Source organism: Mesorhizobium sp. LCM 4576 (assembly GCF_001854815.1).
Taxonomy (GTDB): domain Bacteria; phylum Pseudomonadota; class Alphaproteobacteria; order Rhizobiales; family Rhizobiaceae; genus Mesorhizobium; species Mesorhizobium plurifarium.
Window position 1 is genome coordinate 47,515 of sequence record NZ_MDDT01000019.1, and the last position, 26,107, is coordinate 73,621.

12 protein-coding genes and 1 pseudogene are annotated in these 26,107 nt (G+C 64.7%); 9 read left to right on the forward strand and 4 right to left on the reverse strand.

Annotation, left to right across the window (positions count from 1 at the left end):
• Positions 1-2 precede the first annotated feature (2 nt).
• From LCM4576_RS10950 to LCM4576_RS10965, 4 genes and pseudogenes are all read right to left on the reverse strand, one after another.
• Positions 3-1,037, reverse strand: a pseudogene (locus LCM4576_RS10950) (ABC transporter permease).
• Positions 1,038-1,187: 150 nt separating this feature from the next.
• Positions 1,188-2,846 (reverse strand): ABC transporter substrate-binding protein, encoded by a 1,659-nt coding sequence (locus tag LCM4576_RS10955; protein ID WP_071032119.1) that lies wholly within the window; start codon positions 2,844-2,846, stop codon positions 1,188-1,190.
• Positions 2,847-3,121: 275 nt separating this feature from the next.
• Positions 3,122-9,175, reverse strand: coding sequence for a translocation/assembly module TamB domain-containing protein (locus LCM4576_RS10960; RefSeq protein ID WP_071032120.1), 6,054 nt, complete (start codon positions 9,173-9,175; stop codon positions 3,122-3,124).
• A 2-nt stretch (positions 9,176-9,177) separates the two neighbouring features.
• Positions 9,178-11,106: an autotransporter assembly complex family protein gene (locus LCM4576_RS10965; protein ID WP_071032121.1), complete on the reverse strand. Its 1,929-nt coding sequence runs from the start codon at positions 11,104-11,106 to the stop codon at positions 9,178-9,180.
• Between the two features lie 277 nt (positions 11,107-11,383).
• On the opposite strand from LCM4576_RS10965, the gene LCM4576_RS10970 reads away from it, so the two are divergent.
• The 9 genes from LCM4576_RS10970 to LCM4576_RS11010 form a co-directional block, all read left to right on the forward strand.
• On the forward strand, positions 11,384-16,864 hold the full coding sequence (locus tag LCM4576_RS10970) for an alpha-2-macroglobulin family protein (protein WP_071032122.1): 5,481 nt from the start codon (positions 11,384-11,386) through the stop codon (positions 16,862-16,864).
• Between the two features lie 74 nt (positions 16,865-16,938).
• Positions 16,939-19,029, forward strand: coding sequence for a penicillin-binding protein 1C (pbpC, locus tag LCM4576_RS10975; RefSeq protein WP_244510770.1), 2,091 nt, complete (start codon positions 16,939-16,941; stop codon positions 19,027-19,029).
• A 211-nt stretch (positions 19,030-19,240) separates the two neighbouring features.
• Complete coding sequence (locus LCM4576_RS10980) at positions 19,241-19,999, forward strand: M15 family metallopeptidase (protein WP_244510774.1); 759 nt, start codon at positions 19,241-19,243, stop codon at positions 19,997-19,999.
• 204 nt (positions 20,000-20,203) lie between these two features.
• Positions 20,204-21,232: a sulfate ABC transporter substrate-binding protein gene (locus LCM4576_RS10985; RefSeq protein ID WP_071032124.1), complete on the forward strand. Its 1,029-nt coding sequence runs from the start codon at positions 20,204-20,206 to the stop codon at positions 21,230-21,232.
• Between the two features lie 91 nt (positions 21,233-21,323).
• Entirely contained in the window at positions 21,324-22,175 is an 852-nt protein-coding gene (gene cysT, locus LCM4576_RS10990) for a sulfate ABC transporter permease subunit CysT (protein WP_071032125.1), read from the forward strand.
• A complete protein-coding gene (gene cysW, locus LCM4576_RS10995) occupies positions 22,168-23,052 on the forward strand; it encodes a sulfate ABC transporter permease subunit CysW (RefSeq protein WP_071032126.1) in 885 nt (294 codons plus the stop codon). Before cysT ends, cysW begins: the two co-directional genes overlap by 8 nt.
• A 70-nt stretch (positions 23,053-23,122) precedes the next feature.
• Positions 23,123-24,163, forward strand: a complete 1,041-nt coding sequence (locus LCM4576_RS11000) for a sulfate/molybdate ABC transporter ATP-binding protein (RefSeq protein WP_071032127.1) — start codon at positions 23,123-23,125, stop codon at positions 24,161-24,163.
• Between the two features lie 305 nt (positions 24,164-24,468).
• Entirely contained in the window at positions 24,469-25,455 is a 987-nt protein-coding gene (locus LCM4576_RS11005) for a sulfate ABC transporter substrate-binding protein (protein WP_071032128.1), read from the forward strand.
• Positions 25,456-25,690: 235 nt separating this feature from the next.
• Positions 25,691-26,107: Rrf2 family transcriptional regulator (locus tag LCM4576_RS11010; RefSeq protein ID WP_071032129.1), on the forward strand; the 417-nt coding region annotated here is incomplete at its 3' end.

Below are 26,107 nucleotides of genomic sequence, written 5' to 3' on the forward strand. Positions count from 1 at the left end.
CCCTACTGAACCCTGATACKYKKWTTKWKMAASSMGWAGMCGRCATMCGAGATGAGCTGGGTGATCAGTACGATGAACACCGAGACCAGCGAGCAGCCGAGCAGCAGATCGATGTCGTTGTTGCCGGCGGCTTCGACCAGCGTGTAGCCAAAGCCCTGGTAGCGGAACATCACCTCGACGATGACGACGCCGGTGAGCAGCCACGGGAACTGCAGCATGATGACGGTGAAGGGCGCGATCAGCGCGTTGCGCAGCGCGTGCTTGATCACCACGCTGCTGAAGGACAGGCCCTTCAGCCGGGCTGTGCGGATATATTGCTGCGTCATCACCTCGACCATCGAGGCGCGTGTCATGCGCGCGATATAGCCTATGCCGTAGATCGCCAGCGTGATCACCGGCAGCGTGAAATTGTAGAAYGTGATGCCCTGGCTGGCGGACGCCGCCGAGYCGTTCAGCCAGCCGAGCCAGGATGCGAAGATGACGGTGAAGATGACGCCCGACACATATTCGGGCGTCGCTGTCGAGGCGATCGAGGCGACCGACAGCACGCGGTCGGTGCGCGAGCCTTCGCGCATGCCGGCCAGAATCCCGATCAGCAGCGAGATCGGCACCATCACCGCCAGCACCCAGAACATCAGCAAACCGGTGGCGCCGAGCGCCGGGAAGAGCTTCGCCGCGACCGTCGTCTTGAACTTGGTCGAGCAGCCGAAATCGCCCTGCARCACGCYGGAGAATTGCGRCTCGGTCGGGTCGTTGCAGAAGGAGAAGCGCTGCGTGGTCTTGCCGGTCGCYGGATCGGTGATCGGATGCTTCGGCAGGACGCCCAGCCACTGGCCGTAACGCAGGAAGAAATTCTGCCGGTAGCCATGGTTGACCAGCCAGCTTTCAAGCTGGTCGGCGGGCGTGTGCATCTCGGTCTGGCTGATCGCCAGCTTCTTCAGATTGGGCTCGAGATTGACGAGGAAGAAGACGACCAGCGTCAGGCACAGCATCGTGAGTAGTATCGTGCCGATGCGTCTGGCGATGAATGAGAACATGTGTGCCCCCCTGCCGGCCGGGTTGGGGTCAGATACGTTCAACCCTGTTTCGTAATGCGGATGGCGCCCCGCCGCCGCTGCAGGTCATGCAACGACAACGAAGCTGCAAATACGAGGGGCGGCTGCCCCTCGTATTCATCGCGCCATGGATCACGCCTGGTCGAGCCAGACCTTGCCGAAGTCGTGCTCGTAGGTGGGGTGCATCGAGTGGTTCTTCACCTCGGGCTTGATGTTGATGTAGAGCTTGCGCCAGTAAGGCTGGATGATGATGCCGGAATCCTGCAGGATCTGCTCGATGTCCTTCATCACGACCTTGCGCTTCTCCGCATCGGCGATGCCGAGCGCCTCATTAACCTTCTTGTCGAAGTCCGGATTGGCGTAGGCCGTCTCGTTCCACGCTTCGCCGGTGCGGTAAGCGATGGCGATCACCTGGATGCCCAGCGGGCGCATGTTCCAGTTGGTCTCCGAGAAGGGATACTTCGTCCAGTCGTTCCAGAAGGTCGAACTCGGCAGCACGGTGCGCTTCACCTTGATGCCGGCTTCGCGCAGCTGCGCCGCGATCGCGTCCGTGGTGTTCTTGTGGTAGTCCTCGTCGTTGCTGATCAGCTCGTGCTCGAAATCGATCGCGCCGGCTTCCGTCAGCATCTGCTTGGCCTTGGCGATATCGCGCTTGACCTCGGGCAGCTTGACATATTCCGGATGGATCGGCGCGACATGGTGGTTTTCGGCCGGCGTGCCTGCATTGCCGTAGCCGAGCTGCAGCACGGTGGCGTTGTCGACGGCAAGCAGCATCGCCTGACGAACCTTCTGGTCGTCATAGGGCTTGTGGGTGACGTTGAAGCGCGACACCACGGTGGCCGCCGTCACGACTTCCGAGACCGGCGCGCCGACATCGGCGATGATCTTGATATAGTCGGCGGTCGTTTCRTGGTTGGTGTGGACTTCGCCCGATTCGAAAGCCGAGACGGTCGCGGCCGGATCGGTGCCATAGTCGATGAACTCGACCCCGTCGAGGAAGGCCTCGCCCTGCCACCACTTGCCGGTCRTGCGGCGCTTGTAGACCACCTTCTGGYCGACATCATAGGAAACCAGCTCGAACGGGCCGGTGCCGATYGGGCAATTCTTGAAGTTGGCGCCCTTCTCATCGAAGGTTTTGTGCACCACCAGCGCCGGATAGTCGCACAGGTTCGGGATGATGGCGATGTCGGGYTTCGACAGCTTGAGCTTGACCGTCATGTCGTCGACCTTGACGACGGAGCCTTCGCGCAGCTTCTTGGTCGTGTYGTCGACGAGGCTGCCAAGACGGCCAGGCATCGAGTTGCCTTCCGCGCCCTTGTCGGCCCAGCGGGTGAAATTATAGATCACGTCGTCGGCGGTGAACTTGTCGCCATTGTTCCATTCGACGCCCGGCCGCACATGCAGCGTATACTCGGTGGCGTCGTCATTGATGTCCCAGCTCGCCAGCAGGTAGGGCGCGAAGGTGTATTCCTTCGTGTACTTCACCAGCGGCTCGAGCGCCTGGCGCTCGGCATTGGAGATTTCCGACCAGTCCGCCGTGYGCGGATCCTTGGGATCCTTGATGGACATGGCGACCTTCAGGACGCCGCCCTTCTTGCCCTGCACGTCCTCGGCCCTGGCCGGCGTCGGATCGGCGAGGCCGAGCATGCCGTAGGCCATTGCCGTCGATGCGCCGAAAAGGCTGGCCAAAGCCAGAAATTCGCGACGGTCCACATTACCTGACTTGGCGTCTTCGGCCATTTTCAGGATGTGATCCGGAACGCGATCACCATTGCTTTTATAGATTGCCATGACTTACTCCCATTGTTGGCTTTCCGCCTTGTAACATTCCGCATCCAGGCCGTGATGTCAAAACACGGTGTGGAGTAGGAACATGCCGGGAATGTGCATCTTTGGTTGCAACCCGGTTCGCGCGATAGCGACAGTCTTGACGCAAATTTGTTATCGCGACGCCGATTTCCCAAAAAATCGTCGCGAACGATTAAATCAGTACATTTTATGCGGATAAGGCTCCCGCGCCCGCGGCGGACAGCCCCCCGGGCGAGCGCAGAAACGCAGGCTGAGCCTCAATATTCGCGTTCGTAGAAGACGCCGCCCTTGGCTTCGCCTGCATCGTTGGCCTCGCCGCGCAGCTTCACGCCGCGACCGACATTGAGGTCGATCGTCGCCTTGCCGGAACCCGGCTTGTCGCCCTTCTGTATGGTCACATAAGTGCGGTCGTTGAGGTATTTGCCGGCCGAAACCGCGGTGCCGCCCTTCTCGTCCGTCGTMACGTCGAGATCGTCGACGCCGATGGCGCTTTGCAGGTTCTCGAGCAGCGAGGTCGAGCCGCCGACGCCCGCCAGTTGCGCGGCCGCGCTTGCAAGTTGCGCGATCTGCAGCGGTGACAGTTTGGACATGGATTGGCCGAAGATGAGCTGCGCCAGCACCTCGTCCTGGGGCAGCGCCGGCACGGAGGAGAAGGTGAACTTCGGATCGGTCGCCTCACCCGACACGACGATCGTGACCGTGGCGCTGCTCGTCGTCGTGGTCGCCGTCATGTTGAGATAGGGAACCAGCGAACCCTGGAACCCGATCGTGCCCTCGGTGAAGGTCAGCCGTTTGGAGAGAATGGTCAGCCGTCCGCGCTGCAGGGTGAAAGTGCCGACCGCCTGCGGCGACGAGGCAGGCCCCGTCAGCTTCAGCGACCCGCCGAGCTCGGCGTCGACACCCCTGCCCTGGATGAAGATCTGGTTCGGCGCGTTCACCGTCACGTCGAGCGTCAGGCCGCTGCCGCTCTTGCTGCTGCCGCTGGACGTTGCCGGGCGCAGCGCCTTGTCCTGCGCCCGCACGGACGCCGGCGCGTTCTTGTGTTTGACATCCAGCGCCGAAAGCGACCCCGGCAGCTTTTCCGGGACAGTGATGACCGTCCTCGCCAGGTTGATCGTGCCGGCGATCACCGGCGCCGAGACGAGCGGCCCCTTGATCGTCAGGTCGCCGCCGAGATTGGCGGTCACCACCCGGCCGTCGGTGTAGCGGCCATCGATGAGCTTGATCGACAGGTCGGCCGGGAAGCCTTGCGCCGGCACGATGCCCACCGTGCCGCTGGCCGAAAGATTGCCTTTCGTCGAAAGCGTGCCGGTGAGCCGGTTGATCCTGGCGACGCCGTTCCCGATCGAAACGTCCGCCGCGATGTCGTTCACCGCAAGGCCGGAGCGGGCATCGACCAGCCGGGCGCCGGAGGTGCTGACCGTTCCGCCGATCACCGGCGACGACGCCGGGCCGCGCACCTGCACATTGACGTTCGCGGTTCCGGTCAGCCCCAGCCCTTGCGCGGCGAGTTTCGCGGCCAGGAAGGAGAACGGCACCTTGCCGTTGAAGTCGAGCACCAGGGCCGGCGTGCCCGCCACCGTCACCGAGCCGCCGCCCTTGAGGCCGAGGCCGGCGCCATCGCTGATATTGGCGTCGAAGGCGAGCTTGTTGCCGGCGAAAGTACCGGACGACGACACGTTCATGCCGCCGAGACCGGCGCCGCGCGTCTGCGAGGTCTGCACACCTGAAGCATCGATGTTGAAGGCGACCGAGGGGCTCGCCGGCGCGCCGGTGACCTTAACCGTGCCCGAGATCGAACCGGCCGCGTCGAGACCGGGCGAGAAACTGTTGGCGAGCGAGATCGGCACCCTCGCCAGATTGGCGTTGATGTCGAGCGCCTGCGCGACCTTGCCCGTCACCGTCGCCGTACCGCCGCCGAGATTGAGAACCAGCCGGTCGAGCGTCGTCACGCCGTTGGCGATGTTGATCGTCGAGGCCTGMGCGATCGCCGCCTTGATGCCCTGCACGGTCGCCTGGCCGGACGCGAGCTCGACGGTCGTCGTGCCGTTGGCGACCTTCACGCGGCCGGCGGCCTTGGCCGGGATGTTCTTGACGGTGGCGCCGCCCGAGAAGCCGGTCCAGTCGCCGTCGCGCTTGAGATCGACATTGATGCCGGTGATGGCGGTGCCGCCAGACGTCACGCTCTCCGCGCGCACCGTGCCGGCGATGACGGGTGCTGCCATGTAGTTCGCGATCTGCGCGTCGATGGCCACATTCCTGGCCGAGAGATCGCCGCGCTTGACCTCCGAAGTGTTCGCCTTGATCGCGACATTCGGCCCGTTGGCCGCCTTGGTGAAGGCGATCGTGCCGCGCACATTGCCCTCTGCCTTTTCCAGCGCCAGCGCGGCGAGCGGCCCGATGTCCGGCAAATCGAGCGAAACGGTGCCGACCGGCACGAAGGCGTCGTCGAGGGCGAGATTGCCCGAAATCTTGTTGGGGCCGAGCGACAGCAAAAGCCCGTTGATCGCGCGGCTGCCATTGGTCGTGGCGAGCACCGCGCTGCCCTGCAGGTTCTGGCCGGCGACATTTCCGGTGAGCTGCACATTCGCCGCCGGATTGGCGGCATCGGCCTTGCCGCTGGCCGTAAGCTTCAGCCCGGTGATCTCGCGCGCCGCGACCGTAAGCCGGTCGCTCTCCACCGTCATCGACAGGTCGGGCGCGATGACCGGGCCTTGCGCATTCAGGGCAAAGCCAATGGCGCCCTTGGCGTCTTTCGAGAGTCCCGAGACATCGCTCAGCGCCCCCCTGATTCCGGCGGCGAGCTTGCCGTCGGCAAGACTCGCCTGGCCATCGGCGCTGAGCGCGCCAGAATTCAGCTTCAGCCCGTCGACATTGACATTGCCTTTGGCATCGCGCTTCAGCACGGCGCTCAACGCAGCCGTCTCGCCAAGCATGCCGCGCACCGCGGCCGGCAGGGCGGAAGAAGCGACATCGGCCTTCATGGTGAGGTCGACCGCGCCGTCGCCCAGCGATATCCGGCCGGCGACCTGGCTGTTGAGCGCATCGCTGGTGAGCGAGCCGCTGTTGACGGCGACGGCATCGCTTGTCAGGCGGCCATTGACCTTGGCCGTGACCTTGCCGGCGATCAGCGGCGCGATCATGGGATTATCGAGGCCGATCCTGTCCACCGACACCGTGCCGGAAACCTGACCAGCCCGCCCCTTGAGGTCGAAGGYATCCGAATGCAGCGTGAGCGTCAGACCGTCCACCTTGGCCTGGCTGGCGGCAATGGACGGCAGGATTGCGGACACATCGAGCCGCGCTTGCGTGCTCTCGCCCGCCATTTTTGCCGACAAGGACTGGACCGCGATCTTGACCGGGCTTTCGGCGCTGCCGATCGTCAACGGCAGGCTGGCCCCGGATGATGTGAGGTCGAGGGAGAAGTCGCTGGCGCCATTGGGATTGAGGGTGCCGGCGGCCTTGCCGGAAATCCCTTCGCCCGACAGCGTGGCGTGGTCCAGGGCGACGCCGCCCGCCAGCGTGTAGCTGCCGGCAGCGTCCAGATCCAGCGGCCCCAGCCCCGCCTGCCGGGTCTGGCTGGTCTGGGCGCCCGCCACCTTGGCGTTGAACTGCACGTCGGGGTTGGACGACGGACCCGTGACATGCGCCGTGCCTTCCACCGTCCCAGCCCCATCGAGGCCGGACACGAAATCATTGGCGAGCGCCACCGGGAGGTTGGCGAGGTTGGCCGTCAGGCCGAGCGTCTGGCCAGCGCTGCCGGAAACGGTTGCCGAGCCGCCGCCGAGATTGAGCGCGAGCTTCTCGATTGTCGTCACGCCATTGGCGATGGAAAGGCTGGATGGCTCGGCGATGGCCGCCTTGATGCCGCGCACCGTCGCCTCGCCGGACGTGATCTCCACGCTTGTCGTGCCATTGGCGATCTTCACACGGCCGGTGGCGGTGGCCGGAATGCCGGACGCCGTGGCGCCGCCGGTAAAGTTCGTCCACTCGCCGTCGCGCTTCAAATCGATGCCGATGCCGCTGACGACCGTGCTGCCGGAGGTCACGTTATCGGCCTTGATCGTGCCCGAGATCGCCGGCCCTTTCAGGTAGTTGGCGATCAGCGCGTTGACGGTGATGGCTTTCGCCGCCAGATCGCCGCGCGCGATCGACGTGCTGGCCGCGTTGATGGTGACGGTCGGCGCCTCGCCCTCCTTGGCGAAGGCGATCGTGCCGTTGATATCGCCGGTGGCGGTCTGGTTGCCGAGCGCCGCAAGCGGTCCGATGTCGGGCACGGCAAGCGTCAACGTGCCGAGCGGCAGGAACTTGTCGTCGAGCACGAGATCGCCCGACACCTTGTTGTCGCCGAGCGCCAGGCTGAGACCCTTGATCGAGCGCTTGCCGTCGGCGGTCACCAGCGAAGCTTCGATGTCGAGCGCCTGTCCCTCGGCATTGCCGGTCAGCGAGAGGTCGGCGGTCGGATTGGCGATATCGGCCTTGCCCTTGGCCGAGAGCTTGATCTCCTTCACGGTACGGCCAGCCGCCGTCAGGCTGGCGCTGTCGGCTGACACCGTGAAATCCGGCGCAAGGCGCGGACCGCTTGCGCTCAGCGCGAAATTGACCCCGCCCGCAAGCGGCGTGCCGGCGAGCGACGACAGCGGCGAGACGTCGCCCAGCGTGCCCTTGACGTTGGCCTGAAGGTCCGTTCCCTGCATGCTGCCGGTGCCGCTGGCGCTGAGCGAGCCGGAGCTGATCTCCAGCGAGTTGGCGGCGAACGCGCCTTGCGGATCGCGCGTGGCGGTGGCCGAGAACTTCACCCGCTCGCCAAGCAGCGAGCTGATCTGCGGCGGCAACGCCTTCGAGATGGCGTCGGCGTTCATCTTCAGCGTCATCGACAGGTCGGCCAGCGCCACATTTGCCGTCAGCCCGGCATTGAGCGCGTCGCTGCGCAAGGTGCCTTTGTCGATGGTCACGGTCTCGCGGCTGATCGTGCCGGAAAGATCGGCGGCGAGCTTGCCGGTCACCAGCGGCGCCAGCGTCGCCACATCGGTCTTCAGGCCGGCGGCCGCGAGCCTGATGGCGACGGGGCCGCTGAGGGTCTCCACATCGAAGCCGTCGGAATGGATCTCGCCCGTAATGTTGTTGAGCTGGGTGCCGCCGACGGCGATCGACGTAAGCGACGTGCCGATATCGACCATCGGCGCTTTGCCATCGCCGAAGGCGCGCACCGTCGCCTTTTCGACCGAGACCAGGATCGGAACCGCGCTGTTGCCGACATCGACGGTTACCGGCTTGTCCTTGGCGGAGAGCTCCACCGCCAGGTCGCTGGCGCCCTTCGGATCGACATTGCCGGTCGCGGCACCGTGCACGGAGTCGCTCTCTATGGTGGCCTGCTCGATATCGAGCCCGCCTGATGCGGTCGCGGTTCCGGCGAGGTCGAAGCGCGTCTTGCCGGCAAACAGCGCCTTTATCTTCTCCGGCAGGAACCCTTCGAACTCGCCGTCGCCATTGGCCTCGATGCGGTGGCCCTTGTCGGTCAGCTGGTGCCGGCCGGTCAGCTGGCTGACGATCCGGCCGTCGACCATGAAGGTGCCGACGCCGCTCCAGTTGGCCAACGGCCCGCTGCCGGAAACGACGATGTTGACCGGCGGCGCATCCGGCAGCTTGAGCAGATTGGCGATGATGCCGCCCGCCGGCTCCGACGCCTTGAGATCGAGGTCGAGCTTGTTGTCGGCCGGCGCGAAGTGGATCTTGGCGTCGACATTGCCTTGCTTGCCATCATGGCGGGAAACGTTCAGCACGCTTTGGATCGCCAGCGGCGACGGATCGGCCTTGAGCGAGCCCTTGGCGGCCAGCTCGGCGATGCCGGAGCCAGCCAGTTCCTGTCCCAGGGCGATCTCCGGCAGGTCGATCTGCTTCACATCGATCGACACCGGCAGGCTCGTCGAGCCGCCCTGCGACGGCTGCTGGCTCGGCTGCGGCAGCCGCGCCAGCTCGATGCGCTCGGCGGCGAAGCGGTCGGCATTGAAATTTCGGGACAGCAGCGCCGTCGGCGACCAGTCGAGCGCCACTTTGCGCGCCACCATCCAAGGGCCGGCGCGGTCTTCCAGCACGACGTGGTCCACCCTGAGCGCGCCCGACCAGATGCCTTCGATGCCGGCGACCGTGACCTTGCGGTCCTCGTTCGAAGCCATCTTCGAAATCAGGCTGGCGAGGTTCTGGCGACCGCCTTCAGTGCCGGTCAAAACGACCAGCGCGCCGATCGCCACCACCAGCAGCAGAAGCAGCGTGTAAATTAAGATGCGAAGGACGCGCCAGAAAATCTTCATTGTCAGAACGCCTGGCCGATGCCGGCATAGATGCCGAAATGCGGATCGCCGGGATCGCGGTTGAGCGGCACGGCGGCGTCGATGCGCAGCGGCCCGAAGGGCGTAATATAGCGCAGGCCGACGCCGGCGCCGACCTTCACATCCGCGAAATCGGGGAAGGATTTGGTCGAAACCGTGCCGGCATCGACGAAGGGCACGATGCCGATCGTGTCAGTGACGCCGATGCGCATCTCGACGGAGGTTTCGAAGAAGGAGAGACCGYCGATCGGCTGTCCGTCGATGTCCTTCGGGCCGATGCCCTGGTAGGAATAGCCGCGCACCGAACCGCCGCCGCCCGAATAGAACCGCCGATCCGCGGGCACGTTCTGCAGGCCGGTGCCGACGATCGAGYCGAGCGTTGCGCGTTCGGCGAGCACGAACCGGCTCGCCGTGTCGAGCGACTGGTAGGTGTAGCCCTCGCCCTTCAGCTTCAGGAAGGTCGCGCCGTTCAATATGTCATAGCTGGGCTCGGCATAGGCGAGAAAGCGGAACCCCCTGGTCGGGTTCAGCTTGTCGTCGCGGTTGTCATAGACATATTGCAGCGGCACGCTGGCGATCAGATAGGTATGCTTGCCGAAAGCGTCCGTGATCCGCGAATAATCGAGGTCGAATTCGGCCGAGACCCGCTGCTGCTTGTCGAGGTCGTAGGAAACGCCGACGTCRCCTTTGACCGAGAAATGGTCATACGCATCGGGGTGTTCGAACACCGTCTTTATGCCGGTGAAGAATTTTGAGGTCGGTCCGAGCACGCCCGGCTTCTCGAACATGACGCCGGCATTGTAGTTGAGCGCCGAAAGGCTGTTGCTGCCGATGCCGCTGATGGAGCCGTCGATGCGCAGCTTCTCGGCCTGGCCGAACAGGTTGCGGTGGCCCCAATAGCCTTCGAGCCCCAGGCCTTCCGTGTTCGAGAAGGTGCCGCCGACGCCGAAGAAGCGCGGCTTGCGCTCGCTGACCTGGACGCCGATCGGGATGTTGCCGCTGGCGTCGAGGCTGTCGCCTTCCTTGATGGTCACGCTGTTGAAGACCTCGAGCCCGAGCAGCCGGTCGCGGGCATCGTCGATCTCCTGAGGCGAATATTGCTGGCCTCGCTTCAGCCCGGTCATGTATTCGGTGAAGTCGCGATCGACCTTTTCCGTGCCCTCGACCGTCGTGTCGCCATAGCCGGCGACCGGGCCGGCGGCCACCGTCAGCGTCACGTCCAGCGTCGAGTTGGCATGCTCGGCGACGATCTCGCGGTCGGTTACCTTGGCAAGCGGCCTGCCCTCTTCCTTCAGCGCCCGCACGATCAGCGCTTCTGCCTTGAGCACCGCGCCGGAGCCGGCATCGCCGCCGGCGATCAGGCCGAAGTCGGCTGCCGCCAATCCCGCTGCATCGCCCTTCAGCCGGATGTTGCCAAGCGTGAATTTCGCTCCGGGAGCAACCGTGACGACCACCGGAACGGGCTGCGGCCCCTTGAACTCGGCATCCGGCGGCAAGTCATCGATCGACTTGCCATCGATCGTGATGGTGACCACGCCCTCGTAGCGGGCATCGGCGTAGAGGGCGGCGACCAATTGTTCGCGGTCCGCGCGCGCCTTGGCCATCAGGCCGAGCGATCCGGACACCGGATGGTCCTCGTCATTTTTCAGCGCCGAGGCATTTTCAAGCGTCTTGACCAGATCCTTGTCGGCGTCAGGCGCATTGATCGTCACCGAATAGCGCAGCGGATCGACAATGTCGGCATCCTCGTCCTTTGACGAGCCCCAGAGCTTGATGCCGAAAATCTCGAAAGCCGCCGCCTGCCGTATTTCGCCGGCCAGCAYGGTCGAGCAGACGAGCGCGAAAAGCAGGGCGCGCGGAAGCCCGCGCCCTGGCGCGAGCCCTCCTGACATCTGCGTTTCATGCGCCGGCATTAAGACAACCTAGTCGACAAAACTAAAATTGGAATGAAGTTCCGCAACGTTCGTAAAGGGGCCACAATCCAATTGTCTGAAATAGACCGGGCTTGGAATTCACACCTTTTGCGATTCCRCAAGAAAGTGTGATCCGTCTCACAGAGGTTCTGTCGAAATACCGGCCTTTGGCCGGCATGGAAACCGTTCGCGGGTGATTAACCTGCGGCGCTCCGGCGTTGACAAGCCTGCACGAAGCTTGATCATGCCCGGACGCTGGCGATGTCTGGAGGGTGGTATGGCAATGYGCGCGGCTCGTGGTCTCTCTTTCCTTCTTCTCATCTTTTTCGCCCTGGGCGGGGCGGCTCTTGCGGCCGAAGCCCGGCGAATCGTGACGACCGACAATTCCGACTATTTCGGTTTCGACCTCAGGTCGGAGCAGAATGTCAGCCTCGACCAATGCAAGACAAGCTGTCTCGGCGATTCTGCCTGCCGCGCCTTCACCTACAACACCAAGGCCAAATGGTGTTTTCTCAAATCCGACTATAACCAGTTGAAATCCTTCACTGGCGCCGTCGCCGGCAAGGTCGCGAATGTCGACGGTGATCCCGATATCGGCGCCCCGCCGGCGCTGGCCTTCTTCCCCAACTGGATGGCCGACCAGGCTCAGCAGTTCCGCAACAAGCTGACCGATCCGGCCTATGACAAGCCGACCGAGGGCCTTGCTGCCMTGCAGGCCGCCGCCGAGCAGGCCTCGCTTACCGGCGATCACCGGCTTGCCATGCAGAAATACGAGGCCGCGATCTCCGTTCTGYCGGACGATGGCGCGCTCTGGCTGGCGCTGGCGCGCGAGATACTCGCCGTGGAGCCGGCGTCGAACACCACCGAACCCGCGACGTTCCCGATGAACGCCACCTCGGCGGCCTTCAACGCCTACAAGCTGGTGCGCACGGCAAAGACCCGCGCCGAGGCGCTGGCGCTGCTTGCCGCCGGTCTCGACAAGCGCGATCTCTATCGGCCCTCGCTGCAGGCCTATGAGGCAAGCCTTGCGCTGGTGAGCTCGCCGGCCGTCCAGGCCGATTACGCCGACCTCAAGGCGCGCAAGGGTTTCCGCGTCGTCGAGCACACCGTCGATGCCGATTCCTCCTCGCCGCGCATCTGCGCCCAGTTTTCCGAGGAACTGGTCAAGACCGGTGTCGATTATTYGCAGTTCGTGACCGTCGACAACGCCGCGCCCAAGGCCGTCGAGGCCAAGGACAAGCAGATCTGCGTCGAGGGCCTGGAGCACGGCCAGCATTATGACGTGACCTTCCGCGTCGGCCTGCCGGCGGCGATCGGCGAAACGATCGCCGCGCCCGTCGTGCTGTCGATCTACGTCCAGGACCGCGCTCCGTCCGCCCGCTTCACCGGCGACAGCTTCGTGCTGCCGGCCGGCGCCCGCCGCGGCATTCCGGTCGTCACCGTCAACATGAACGCCGCCAAGATGACGCTTTACCGCATCGGCGACCGTTCGCTGGCGCAGCTTCTGTCCGGCTATCAGTTCCTGCATCAGCTCGATGGCTATGACATCTCCACCATTTCGGACCAGATGGGCGCCCCCGTCTGGTCCGGCACGCTCGACATCGCCAATGATCTCAATAAGGAGGTTACCACTTCGTTCCCGGTGGATGAGGCGATCCCGCAGCGCAAGCCAGGCGTCTATGTGCTGACCGCGCAGCCGGTCGACGACAAGAGCGACGACTATGGTTCGCGCGCCACGCAGTGGTTCGTGGTCTCCGATATCGGCCTTTCCACCTATACCGGCCAGGACGGCCTCAACGTCTTTGCCCGTTCGCTGGGCTCGGCCAAGCCGATTTCCGGCGCCGAACTGACGCTGCTTGCCAAGAACAACGAGATTCTCGGCACCGCGACCACTGATGCCGAGGGCCGCGCCGTCTTCAATCCGGGCCTCACCCGCGGCGAAAACGGCATGGTGCCGGCCGTGCTGATGGCCAAGCAGGGCGATAACGACTTCGTCTTCCTCGACATGGGCAAGGCCGGCTTCGACCTGTCGGATCGTGGCGTCGAGGGCCGAGCCTCGCCGGGCGCGCTCGACGTCTATGCCTGGACGGAGCGCGGCATCTACCGCGCCGGCGAGGACGTTCACGTCGCGGCCCTTGCCCGCGACGGCGCCGCCAAGGCGGTCGAGAACCTGCCGCTGACCTTCATCTTCACCCGCCCCGACGGCGTCGAGAGCCGCCGCATCGTCAGCAATGGCGAGTCCGCCGGCGGCCACGCCGTCGACCTGCCGCTCGAGGCCAACGCCATGCGCGGCACCTGGACGGTGTCGATCTATACCGATCCCAAGCAGGCGGCCGTTGCCAGCCAGATGTTCCTGGTCGAGGATTTCGTGCCGGATCGCATTGAATTCGACCTGACCGCCGACAAGAAGGAGATCGCCCAGGGCGAAACCGCTAACGCCACAGTCGACGGCCGCTTCCTCTACGGCGCGCCGGCCGCGGGCCTTGCGCTCGAAGGCGAGATGACGCTGTCGACCACCAGTACCTGGGACAGCTTCAAGGATTTCACCTTCGGCCTGGCCGACGAGCAGTCGAGCGAGCCGACCGTGACGCCTCTCGCCAATCTTCCCGTCGTCGGCGACGACGGCAAGGCGACCTTCCCGATCACGATCGACCAATTGCCGTCGACCACCAAGCTGGTCAACGCCAAGGTCACCGTGCGCATGCGCGAGGCCGGCGGCCGCGCCGTCGAGCGGTCGCTCGACATCGGCGTTCGCCCGCAGCGCGACGTCATCGGCATTCGGCCGGATTTCGAGGGCGATGAGGTGCCGCAAGGCGGAACCGCCAAGTTCAGCATCATCGCCGTCGACCCGAACGGCAAGCGCGAGGACCTGAAAGGCGCCCAATGGTCGCTGGTCAAGGTCGAGCGCAACTATCAATGGTACCGTTCCAACAATTCCTGGAACTACGAGGCGGTGAACCTCACCAAGGCCGTCGCCAATGGCGCGGTCGACCTGAAGGCCGATGGCGAGGCGACCGTATCGCTGCCCGTCGACTGGGGCCGTTACCGGCTTGAGGTCGAGACCGCCGATCCGGATGGTCCCGCCACCAGCTATGAGTTCGATGCCGGCTGGTATGTCGCCTCGACCACCACYGAGACGCCCGACGGCCTTGAGATCGCGCTCGACAAGGACAGCTACGCCGCCGGCGAAGTCGCCAAGCTGAAGGTCTCGCCGCATTTTGCCGGCGAACTTCTGGTCACCATCGGCGCCGAGAAGCTCTTGAAGACCGTTACCGCCTCGGTGCCGGCCGGCGGCAGCACCGTCGACATCCCCGTCGGCGACGACTGGGGCGCCGGCGCTTATGTCACGGCGACCTTGTTCCGGCCCGGCGACGCGCAGGAATCGCGCATGCCGGCCCGCGCCATCGGCATCCAATGGTTGTCGGTCGATCCGGGCTCGAAGAAGCTGACGGTTTCCCTGACACCGCCCGAAAAGACGATGCCGCGCCAGCAGCTGTCGATCCCCGTTGCGGTCAACGGCGCGCAGGCCGGCAGCAACGCCTATGTGATGGTGGCTGCCGTCGATGTCGGCATCCTCAACCTCACCAACTACAAGGCGCCCGATCCGGAGGACTGGTTCTTCGGCCAGCGCATGCTTGGGCTGGAGATCCGCGACCTCTACGGCCGCCTGATCGACGGCTCGCTCGGCACCATGGGCAAGATACGCACCGGCGGCGACGGGGCGAACATGCAGGCGCAAGGCAGCCCGCCGACCGAAAAGCTGGTCGCCTYCTTCTCCGGCCCGGTCGAGCTCGATGCCAACGGCAAGGCGCGCGTCGATTTCGACATCCCGCAGTTCAACGGCACCGTTCGCGTCATGGCGGTCGCCTGGACCAAGGATGCGGTCGGCCATGCCCAGACCGACGTCATCGTGCGCGATCCGGTGGTGATCACCGCCGGCCTGCCGCGCTTCCTGGCGCCGGGCGATGCGGCGACCATGCGCCTCGACATCGCCGACACCGATGGCCCGGCCGGCGACTATGCGCTCTCGGTCACCACGACCGGAGATCTTACGACCGGCGACAAGCCCCTGCCCGAGAAGCTGACGCTCGCCCAGGGCAAGCGCCAGTCGCTCAGCTTCCCGCTGGTCGCCAAGACCGCGGGCGACGCCTCGGTCACGGTCAAGCTCGCGCACGCCGACGGCACGCAAGTCGAGCAGACGCTCTATCTGCCGGTGCGCCCGGCGCAGCTTCCGGTCACCAACCGCATGGTGGTCGACCTGAAGCCGCATGGCGGCTCGTTGCGCGTCGACAAGGAGCTGCTGGCGTCAAGCGTGCTCGACGGCGCTTCGGTCAGCGTCGGCGTCTCRCAGTCGTCCGCGCTCGACGTGCCGTCGCTGCTGATGTCGCTCGACCGCTACCCCTATGGCTGCGCCGAGCAGACCACCAGCCGCGCCATGCCGCTGCTCTATGTCAACGACATGGCCAAGAGCATCGGCATGGAGAGCGACCCGGACCTGCATCAACGCATCCAGGACGCCATCTACAAGGTGCTCTCCTACCAGTCGTCGAGCGGCAGCTTCGGCCTCTGGGGACCTGGCTCCGGCGATCTGTGGCTCGACGCTTATGTCAGCGAATTCCTGACCCGGGCGCGCGAGCAGAAGTATGATGTTCCCGCGCTTGCCATGAACCAGGCGCTGAACAACCTGCAGAACTCGCTTGGCTACGACCAGGACGTCCAGGACAAGGGYAGCGAGATCGCCTATGCGCTCTATGTGCTCGCCCGCAACAAGAAGGCCTCGATCGGCGATCTGCGTTATTACGCCGATACCCAGCTCGAAGCCTTCTCCAGCCCGATGGCCGTCGCCCAGTTGGCGGCGAGCCTGGCGCTCTACGGCGACACGCAGCGTTCGGAAGCAACCTTCCAGACGGCGCTCAGGCTGGCACAGTCGGAGACCGACTATGACTGGTACCGCTCGGACTACGGCTCGCGGCTGCGTGACGGCGCGGCGTTGCTGGCGTTGGCGGCGGAATCGAAGCCGGTGCCCAGCATCATGCCGCAACTGATCAAGCTGGTGGGCGTGGCGCGAGCGGACGCCCGCTGGACGAGCACGCAGGACGAATCCTGGATGCTGCTTGCCGCGCGGGCGCTGAAGGAAGGCAATGATTCCATCACGCTTTCCGTCAACGGCGCGCCGCATTCGGGCGGCTACTCCGACCAGGTCGCCGGCAGCGATCTCGTCGACAGTCCGCTCACCATCGCCAACACCGGCGCGACGCCGCTGCAGGCGGTGGTGACCGCGGTCGCCGCCCCGGTCGATCCGCTGCCGGCCGGCGGCGACGGCTTCACCATYGATCGCACCTACTACAAGCTCGACGGCACCGCGGCCAATGTCATCGAGGCCAAGCAGAACGAGCGCTACGTGGTCGTGCTCAAGGTCTACGAGCAGAACAAATGGCCGTCGCGCCTGCTGATCACCGATCTGTTGCCGGCCGGCTTTGAGATCGACAATCCGAGCCTGGTTTCCAGCGCGCAATTGTCGAACTTCTCCTGGCTGGCRCAGACCGACGCCGCGCATCTGGAGTTCCGCGACGACCGCTTCGTCGCCGCCTTCAATCCGAACGAAGGCGACGGCGACCGCAACATCACGCTGGCCTATGTCGTGCGCGCCGTGACACCGGGCACCTACGCCCATCCGGCGGCAACGGTGGAAGACATGTACCGGCCGCAATACTCGGCCCGTACCGCCACCGGCGTGATGGAGGTCAAGGCGGAATAGCAAGGTCGCCGGTTTAGCTTCTCCCCGTCCCTATACGGGGAGAAGGCGCCGGCAGGCGGATGAGGGGCAGCACCATGCTCTCMAGAAAATTCCTCAAGCGAACCGCAATCGCAGGCGCCTGCCTCGCCGGCTTCGCGGCCGCGTCGATCGCCGCGCTCCGGGAACTCGACCGCGCCTTCCCGCCGCCGCTGCCGGTAAGGCTGACGGTCTCGACGGAGGTCCAGGACCGCGATGGCCAGCTGCTGCGCGCCTTCGCCACGCCGGACGGCTACTGGCGGCTCGAAACCCGCCTCGACCAGGTCGACAAGCAATTCGTCGACATGCTGGTGGCCTATGAAGACAAGCGCTTCTGGGATCATCGCGGCGTCGACATCCTGGCGTTGTGCCGCGCCGCCGGCCAGCTCGTCACCAGCGGTCATATCGTGTCCGGTGGCTCGACCTTGTCGATGCAGCTCGCCCGGCTCATCGAGCCGCGCGACAGCCGCAGTATCGGCTCCAAGCTCAAGCAGATGCTGCGCGCCATCCAGATCGAGCGGCGTCTGTCCAAGCAGGAAATCCTTGAGCGCTACCTGACGCTGGCGCCCTATGGCGGCAATCTCGAAGGCGTGCGCGCCGCCTCGCTCGCCTATTTCGGCAAGGAGCCGAAGCGGCTGACTGTCTCGGAGGCAGCCCTTCTGGTCGCGCTGCCGCAATTGCCGGAAAGGCGCCGGCCCGACCGCAATCTCGGCATCGCGCACGCCGCGCGCGACCGCGTGCTGACCCGCATGGTCTCGGCCGGCCTGCTCGGCGAACGCGAAGCTGCCCGCGCCGCGCTGGACGATGTTTCCGGCCTGCGCAGGAAACTGCCGGCGCTGGCCGCGCATGCTTCTTATGCCATGCTGCCCAAGGCCGTGCCCGGCAAGCCGCTGCAGCTCACCATCCGCAAAAGCGTGCAGCAGGGGCTGGAGCAGGTGGCAAGGGATRCCGCCAGGAAGCTCGGTCCGAAACTTTCCGTCGCCATGGTGATGGCCGATGCGCGCACCGGCGACATCCTCGGCGAGGTCGGCTCGGCCGATTTCTTCGACGCCAGCCGCTCTGGCTGGATCGACATGACCAAGGTGGTGCGCTCGCCCGGCTCGACGCTGAAACCTTTCATCTACGGACTTGCTTTCGAGCAGGGGCTGGTGGCGCAGGAGATGATCATCGAGGACAGTCCGGCCGACTTCGGTGGCTACCGTCCGAAGAATTTCGACATGGGCTACCAGGGCGATGTCTCGATCCGCCAGGCCCTGCAATTGTCGCTCAACGTGCCGGCGATCCGCGTGCTCGACGCCGTCGGTCCGGCGCGGCTGACGGCGCGCTTCCGCCAGGCCGGCGTCAACCCGATCCTGCCGGTCAACGAGGCGCCGGGCTTGGCGATCGGGCTTGGCGGCGTCGGCGTGACCTTGCGCGACCTGGTGCAGCTTTATACCGGGCTCGCCAATGGCGGCAAAATGCACACGCTGCATGACGGCACCGAGCCGGCCGATGCCGAGCGCACCACCRCCACCATCCTCGACGACCAGGCGGCCTGGCAGATCAACGACATCCTGTCCGGCGTGAAGCCGCCGGAAGGCGCCATGCAGCGCGGGATCGCCTACAAGACCGGCACCTCCTACGGCTATCGCGATGCMTGGTCCGTCGGCTTCGACGGCCGTTACGTGCTGGGTGTGTGGGTCGGCCGCGCCGATGCCAGCCCCGTCCCCGGCCTGTCGGGCTATGTCTCGGCGGCACCCATCCTGTTCGAAGGCTTCGTCCGTTCCGGCCTTGCCAGCGTGCCGCTGTCCGGCCGGCCGCCTGGCGTCTTCAACCCCCGGCGCGAGGAACTGCCGGTGACGCTCGCCCGCTTCGGCGCCGGATCGGACGGTCTGGTGCAGGCCACCGCCACCGAGCCCGCTCCGACCATCGTCTTCCCGCCCAACGGCGCCCGCGTCGATCTCGGCACCAACTCCGCCGACGCCACGMCGCTGGTTCTGAAGCTCCAGGGCGGCCGCGCGCCGTTCCGCTGGCTCGCCAACGGCAAGCCACTCGCCGGCATCGACCRCCGCCGCACCGCGACCTGGCAACCCGACGGCACCGGCTATTCGACGCTGACCGTGATCGACGCGGCAGGACGGGCGGCGAGCGTGAAGGTTTTCGTTGAGTAGAATACGGCAAGCGATTCAGAAGATTGCGCTTCTTAAGACCTTGGCGCGGGGAGTTTCTCCCCTGATGTATGGCGCGAGGCCCCCCTCTCTGGCCTGCCGGCCATCTCCCCCTCAAGGGGGGAGATCAGCAGCTTCGCTGCCTTCGCCAATTTTCAACGTTGGTAAGATAGAGCCGGCGCCGAAGCCGCCAATCTCCCCCCTTGAGGGGGAGATGCCCGGCAGGGCAGAGAGGGGGGCCTCGCGCCATACCTTTCTATTTGGAGTTGCACTAGCCGCTACGCTGGCTCTTCTATCCGCGACCACCTCCCCCGCCCGCGCCAACCCCCTCCCCGCGGGCTTCGTCAGGCTCGCCGATATCGACCCGACCATCCGCCAGGATATTCGCTACGCCGACCGCGAAAACTTTCTGCATCGCAAGGTCTACGGTTATGACGCGCCGGTCTGCATCCTGACCGCGACGGCGGCGAAGGCACTGTCCGGCGTCCAGAAAGCAATGGWCGCCAAGGGCCTGACGCTGGTCGTCTTCGACTGCTACCGCCCGGCGCGCGCCGTCRCCGACATGGGTAGATGGACCAGGGAGGAYGGCCCGCCGGATCCGCAATGGTATCCGACCGTCGAGCGCGGCGATCTGATCGCCAAGGGCTATGTCGGTGAGTTGTCCAGCCATTCGCGCGGCTCGACGGTCGACCTCGCCATCGCCGAGACCGGCAAGAAAAGCTCCATACACCCGGCCTGCGGCGCGCCGGATGGCGGCACGCTCGACTTCGGCACAGGTTTCGACTGCTTCGATCCGATGAGCGAGACGGCGCACCGCCCTCTTCCCGCCGAAGCGGCAACGAACCGCAGGATGCTGCTTGCCGCCATGCGTGCCGCCGGCTTCCGCAACTATGCGCGCGAATGGTGGCACTTCACCCTGGCCAAAGAACCTTTTCCAAAACAGCGCTTCGATTTTCCGGTCACCGCCAACTAAGGCGTACCCGAGGCTTGCCCCGCCCCCGAACGTTTCTAATTAGCTCGGCTGATAAGGAGCCGTGCGGCCAGCGCAGAGGAAATCATTTCCTCAACCGGCCCAATCACGGCGAAAAATTGCTTCGAGGAGGCGAAAAAGGCAACATTCAATGCATCTAAATTCTATAAACTCGGTAGAGTTCGCAGCAGTTCAACGGAGGCGGGAATGACCAAACCTCATTTCAGGAAACTGCTCGGCGCGCTGGTCGCCACATCTGTCCAGTTCGGCACGCTCGGTTTCGCGTTTGCCGACACGACCATTCTGAATGTGTCCTACGACCCGACACGTGAACTCTATAAAGCCTATGACGAGGCGTTTGCCGCACACTGGAAGGCGGAGACCGGCGAAACCGTAACCATCCAGCAGTCGCATGGCGGATCCGGCGCGCAGGCCCGGGCGGTGATCGACGGCCTCGACGCCGACGTCGTGACGCTGGCCCTCGAAGGCGACATCAACGCCATCGTCTCGAAGACAAAGAAGATCAACCCGGACTGGCGCACGAAGTTCGAGAACAACTCGGCGCCTTACACCTCGACCATCATCTTCCTGGTGCGCAAGGGCAATCCCAAGGGCATCCACGACTGGAGCGATCTGGTGAAGGACGGCGTCCAGGTGATCACCCCGAACCCGAAGACGTCCGGAGGCGCGCGCTGGAACTACCTTGCCGCCTGGGCCTATGCGAACGCCAATGACGGCAACGACGAAGCCAAGACCAAGGCGTTCGTCGGCAAGCTTTATGCGAACGTCCCCGTCCTCGATACCGGCGCGCGCGGTTCGACGGTGACCTTCGCGCAGAAGGGCCTGGGCGATGTGCTGATCGCCTGGGAGAATGAAGCCTATCTCGCGCTCGACGAATTCGGCGCCGACAATTTCGACATCGTCTACCCGCCGACCTCGATCCTGGCCGAGCCGCCGGTCGCCGTCGTCGACRCCAATGTCGATGCCAAGGGCACGCGCAAGGTCGCGGAGGCCTATCTGAGCTGGCTCTATTCCAAGGAAGGCCAGACCATCATCGCCAAGAACCACTATCGCCCGGCCAAGCCCGACCTGGTGCCGGCCGAGGACCTTGCCAAGCTCCCGGCAATCAAGCTGGTCACCATCGACGACCCGCAATTCGGCGGCTGGAAGAAAGCGCAGCCTTACCATTTCGGCGATGGTGGTATATTCGACCAGATCTACAAGCCGGCGCAGTGAAGCCGGACGGCCGGTGAGCCTCGGGCATGCCGGCCGAATGCGACTGCGCAAAGCCATTCTGGTTTGAATAGAAGGGACGATCCAGAACAGCATGACCACAGCACCCGCCAAAGCGGGGTGGCGATTCAGGCAGCCGAGTGTCATTCCGGGCTTCGGATTGACGCTCGGCTTCTCGMTTGCCTACCTCACGCTCATCATCCTCATCCCGCTTTCGGGGCTGGTCTGGCGTTCGGCCGCGCTCGGCTGGGCCGATTTCTGGGCGATCGTTGTCGACCGGCGCACCCTCAACGCGCTGAAGATAAGCTTCGGCACGGCCTTCCTGGCGGCTGTGGTCAATGTCGTGTTCGGCACCGTCGTTGCGTGGGTGCTGGTCCGTTACCGTTTCCCCGGGCGCCGCATCGCCGACGCGATGGTCGACTTGCCCTTTGCCCTGCCCACGGCCGTCGCCGGCATCGCGCTCACCACGCTCTATGCGCCGAATGGCTGGATCGGCCACCTCCTGATGCCGCTCGGCATCAAGGTCGCCTACACGCCGCTCGGCATCGTCATCGCGCTGGTGTTCATCGGCCTGCCCTTCGTCGTGCGCACCGTCCAGCCGATCATGGAAGAGCTCGACAAGGAGGTCGAGGAGGCGGCCRCCACATTGGGCGCCAACCGCTTCCAGATCATCACCCGCGTGCTTTTCCCCGGCCTGGCGCCGGCGATCATCACCGGCTTCTCGCTCGCCTTCGCACGCGGCGTCGGCGAATACGGCTCGGTCATCTTCATCGCCGGCAACCTGCCCTTCAAGTCCGAGATCGCGCCGCTTCTGATCGTCATCCGGCTCGAGGAATACAATTACGAGGCGGCGACCGCGATCGCCGCGATCATGCTGGCGCTGTCCTTCGTGATGCTTCTGGTCGTCAATCTCGTCCAGACATGGAGCCGCAAGCGCTATGGCTGATCCCGAGATCAAATCCTACGAGCCGCATCACGAGAGCCAGTCGGCCGCGGTGACCGAAAGCCGGCCCGTCAAGGCCGTGCTGATGGCAATCGCCTTGGCCTTCCTCGCCGTCTTCCTGCTTTTGYCGCTGATCGTCGTCTTCCACGAGGCGCTTGCCAAAGGCATCGGYGCCTACACGGAAGCCCTTTCCGGCCCCGACACGCGCTCCGCCATCCGCCTGACCTTGCTGGTGGCGGCGATCTCGGTGCCGCTGAACGTCATCTTCGGCATCTCGGCCGCTTGGGCGATCGCCAAGTTCGAGTTCAAGGGCAAGGCGTTTCTGACAACGCTCATCGACTTGCCCTTCTCGGTCTCGCCTGTCATTTCCGGCCTGGTCTATGTGCTCCTCTTCGGCGCGCAGGGACTGCTCGGTGCCTGRCTGAAGGCGCATGGCATCGTCATCCTTTTCGCCGTGCCCGGCATCGTGCTGGCTACCATTTTCGTCACTTTCCCCTTCGTCGCGCGCGAGCTGATCCCGCTGATGCAGGAACAGGGCAATGGCGACGAAGAGGCGGCGCTTTCGCTAGGTGCCAGTGGCTGGCAGGCCTTCTGGTATGTGACGCTGCCTAACGTCAAATGGGGACTGCTCTACGGCGTGCTTCTGTGCAATGCGCGCGCCATGGGTGAGTTCGGCGCGGTCTCGGTGGTGTCGGGCCATATACGCGGCCTCACCAACACCATGCCGCTGCATGTCGAGATCCTCTACAACGAATACAACGCCGTCGGCGCCTTTGCCGTCGCTTCGCTGCTCGCCGGCCTGGCGCTGGTGACGCTGGCCTTGAAAACGCTTCTCGAGATGCGCTACGGCGCCGAGATCGCCGCGACACGCGGACACTAGATGCATGTCACCCAAAAGTGCGTAGCGGTTTTGGGATAATGATATGCATCAACGAAACTGAGGGATTTGCATGGAAGTTCGTGTCGTCAACGTGCGCAAGGAGTTCGAGCGGTTTCCGGCGCTCCACGACGTGTCGCTCGACATCAGGTCCGGCGAGCTCATCGCGCTGCTCGGGCCGTCCGGCTCCGGTAAGACGACCCTGCTCAGGCTGATCGCCGGCCTGGAGCGCCCGACCAAGGGCGCCATCTTCTTCGGCGACGAGGACGCCTCGCAGAAGTCGATCCAGGAGCGCAATGTCGGCTTCGTCTTCCAGCATTACGCGCTGTTCCGCCACATGACGGTTGCCGACAATATCGGCTTCGGCCTGAAGGTCCGGCACGGCGCCGCGAGGCCGTCGGGGCAGGAAATCCGCCGCCGGGCGCTCGAACTGCTCGACCTCGTCCAGCTGTCGGGCCTGGAAAAGCGTTATCCGGCGCAGCTTTCCGGCGGCCAGCGCCAACGCGTTGCTTTGGCGCGCGCCATGGCGATCGAGCCCAAGGTGCTTCTGCTCGACGAACCCTTCGGCGCGCTCGACGCGCAGGTTCGCCGCGAGTTGCGCCGCTGGCTGCGCGAGATCCATGACCGCACCGGCCATACGACCGTCYTTGTCACGCATGACCAGGAAGAAGCGCTGGAGCTCGCCGACCGTGTCGTCGTCATGAGCCAGGGCCGCATCGAGCAGGTCGGCACCGCCGACGATATCTACGACACGCCGAACTCGCCTTTCGTCTATTCCTTCATCGGCGAGTCGAGCTCGCTGCCGGTCAAGGTCGAGAACGGCGAGGTCTGGATCGCCGACCGGCCGATCGGACTGCAGGCGCCGCATGCGCCGTCCGGCGAGGCTGTTCTCTACTTCCGCCCGCACGATGTCGACCTGCTCGACGGCTGYAGCGGCTGCATCGCCGGCACGGTTGCCGCCAGCCGCCGCGTCGCCGGCACCAGGCGCGTCGAGCTCGAGGTCGGCGGCGAGCGCCAGCGCGTCGAGATCGAGCTGCCGGTCGACCATCCTGCCGCGCAGAAGAGCCGCGTGGCCTTCAGGCCGCGGYGCTGGAAGCTTTTTCCCACTTCCTGAGCTGTCTTTCACTCCGACCCTGCTCCGGCGCCCGGCTTGGCGTCATCCATGAATCTGCTTGGAAGAAAATCCTAGCAAAGAGCTGTTTCGGCGAGATATTTTCCAAACCTTCGCTCGCCGCTCCGAGCGCGTGCCTCGTCGGGCCCGGCTTTCCTCACTATGGTCGCCATAGAGTAATTCCAGGAAAAGCGTGAGCTGTTTTCCGTCCGGAATTGCGTCGAAACAAAGAGATAAGGCGTTCCGCCGTTTTCCGTGAAACGGTGGAACGCGTTAGCTTCGATCCATTTTCCAAGGAGCCTGTTTTCATGAAGCGTCTATTGCTCGGCATCGCGGCTGTTGCCGGTCTCGTCCTCGCGTCCTCTCAAGCCTGGTCGGCCGACAAGCTTTTGAATGCATCCTATGACGTCGGCCGCGAGCTGTTCGTCGATATCAACAAAGCCTTCATCGCCAAGCATCCCGGCGTCACGGTCGATCAGTCGCATGCCGGCACCTCGGCGCAGGCGCGCGCCATCGCCGAAGGTCTTGGCGCCGATGTCGTCACCTTCAACCAGGTCACCGACGTCGACTTCCTGGTCAAGAAGGGACTTGTCTCGGCCGATTGGCAGAAGGATTTCCCGGACAACGCCTCGCCCTTCTATTCGCTACCTTCGTTCCTTGTCCGCGCGGGCAATCCCAAGCATATCAAGGACTGGAACGATCTGGTGCGCGACGACGTGCAGGTGATCTTCCCGAACCCGAAGACGTCCGGCAATGCGCGCTACACCTATCTTGCCGCAACGGCCTACGCCAAGGAAGCCTTCAAGGGCGATGACGCCAAGGTGAAGGAGTTCATCACAAAGCTCTTCAACAACGTGCCGATCTTCGACACCGGCGGGCGAGCCGCCACCACGACTTTCGTCCAGCGCGAAATCGGCGACGTGCTGATCACCTTCGAGTCGGAAACGCGCGGCATCCGCAAGGAGTATGGCGACGACAAATTCGAGCAGGTCACGCCTTCGGTCAGTCTGCTCGCCGAGTTCCCGGTGGCAATCGTCGATAAGGTCGCCGACGAGCATGGCAGCCGCGATCTCGCCAAAACCTACCTCGACTTCCTCTACACGCCGGACGGCCAGGAGATCGCCGCCGGGAACGGCTTGCGGGTTCGCGACGCGACAGTGGCCGCCAAGCACAAGGCCGACTTCCCGGACGTCCGGCTGCTGACCGTCGAGAACGTCTTCGGCGGCTGGGATAGGGTACAGAAGGAGCATTTCGCTGCAGGCGGACTGCTCGACCAGGCCTACGGCAGCCGCTGAGCCGCCGCACAATCAGGAAGCGCAAGGAAGCCGGCGTTAGCCGGCTTTCTCGTTTGAGCTGGCCGGCATTTCGCAGGGGAAATCCGGCGGCCAACGTGAAAAACGTTACGAAGAATCAACGCGTTTGTGCCTAAGCTGCCGGGCAAATCATTGGGCCAGGCGGTCAACTGTCATGATTTGCACACAAACAACCGCCAGATGCAGGGCCATTGGGGTTTGATGAACTGAATCGGGCATGCTGACCAAAAAAGGCAAATACGGCCTCAAGGCCCTCGTGCATCTTTCCGGCCTGCCGGCTGGCCAGCTTGCATTCGTCAACGACATCGCCGTCGCCAACAACATCCCGAAGAAATTCCTGGATGCGATCCTGGGCGAGTTGCGCAATGCCGGTTTCGTCCAGAGCCGCAAGGGCAAGGAAGGCGGCTACCGCCTCGCCCGGCCCGCTTCCGAGATCAAGATCGGCCATGTCGTGCGCGTGCTCGACGGGCCGCTGGCGCCGATCCCCTGCGCCAGCCGCACGCAATACCAGCGCTGCGAGGATTGCGATGAGGCCACCTGCCAGGTCCGCCACATGATGCTGGAAGTGCGCCAGGCGATCGCCGAGGTGCTCGACAACCGCAGCCTCGCGGCCATGCGCGACGCCGATAACGAC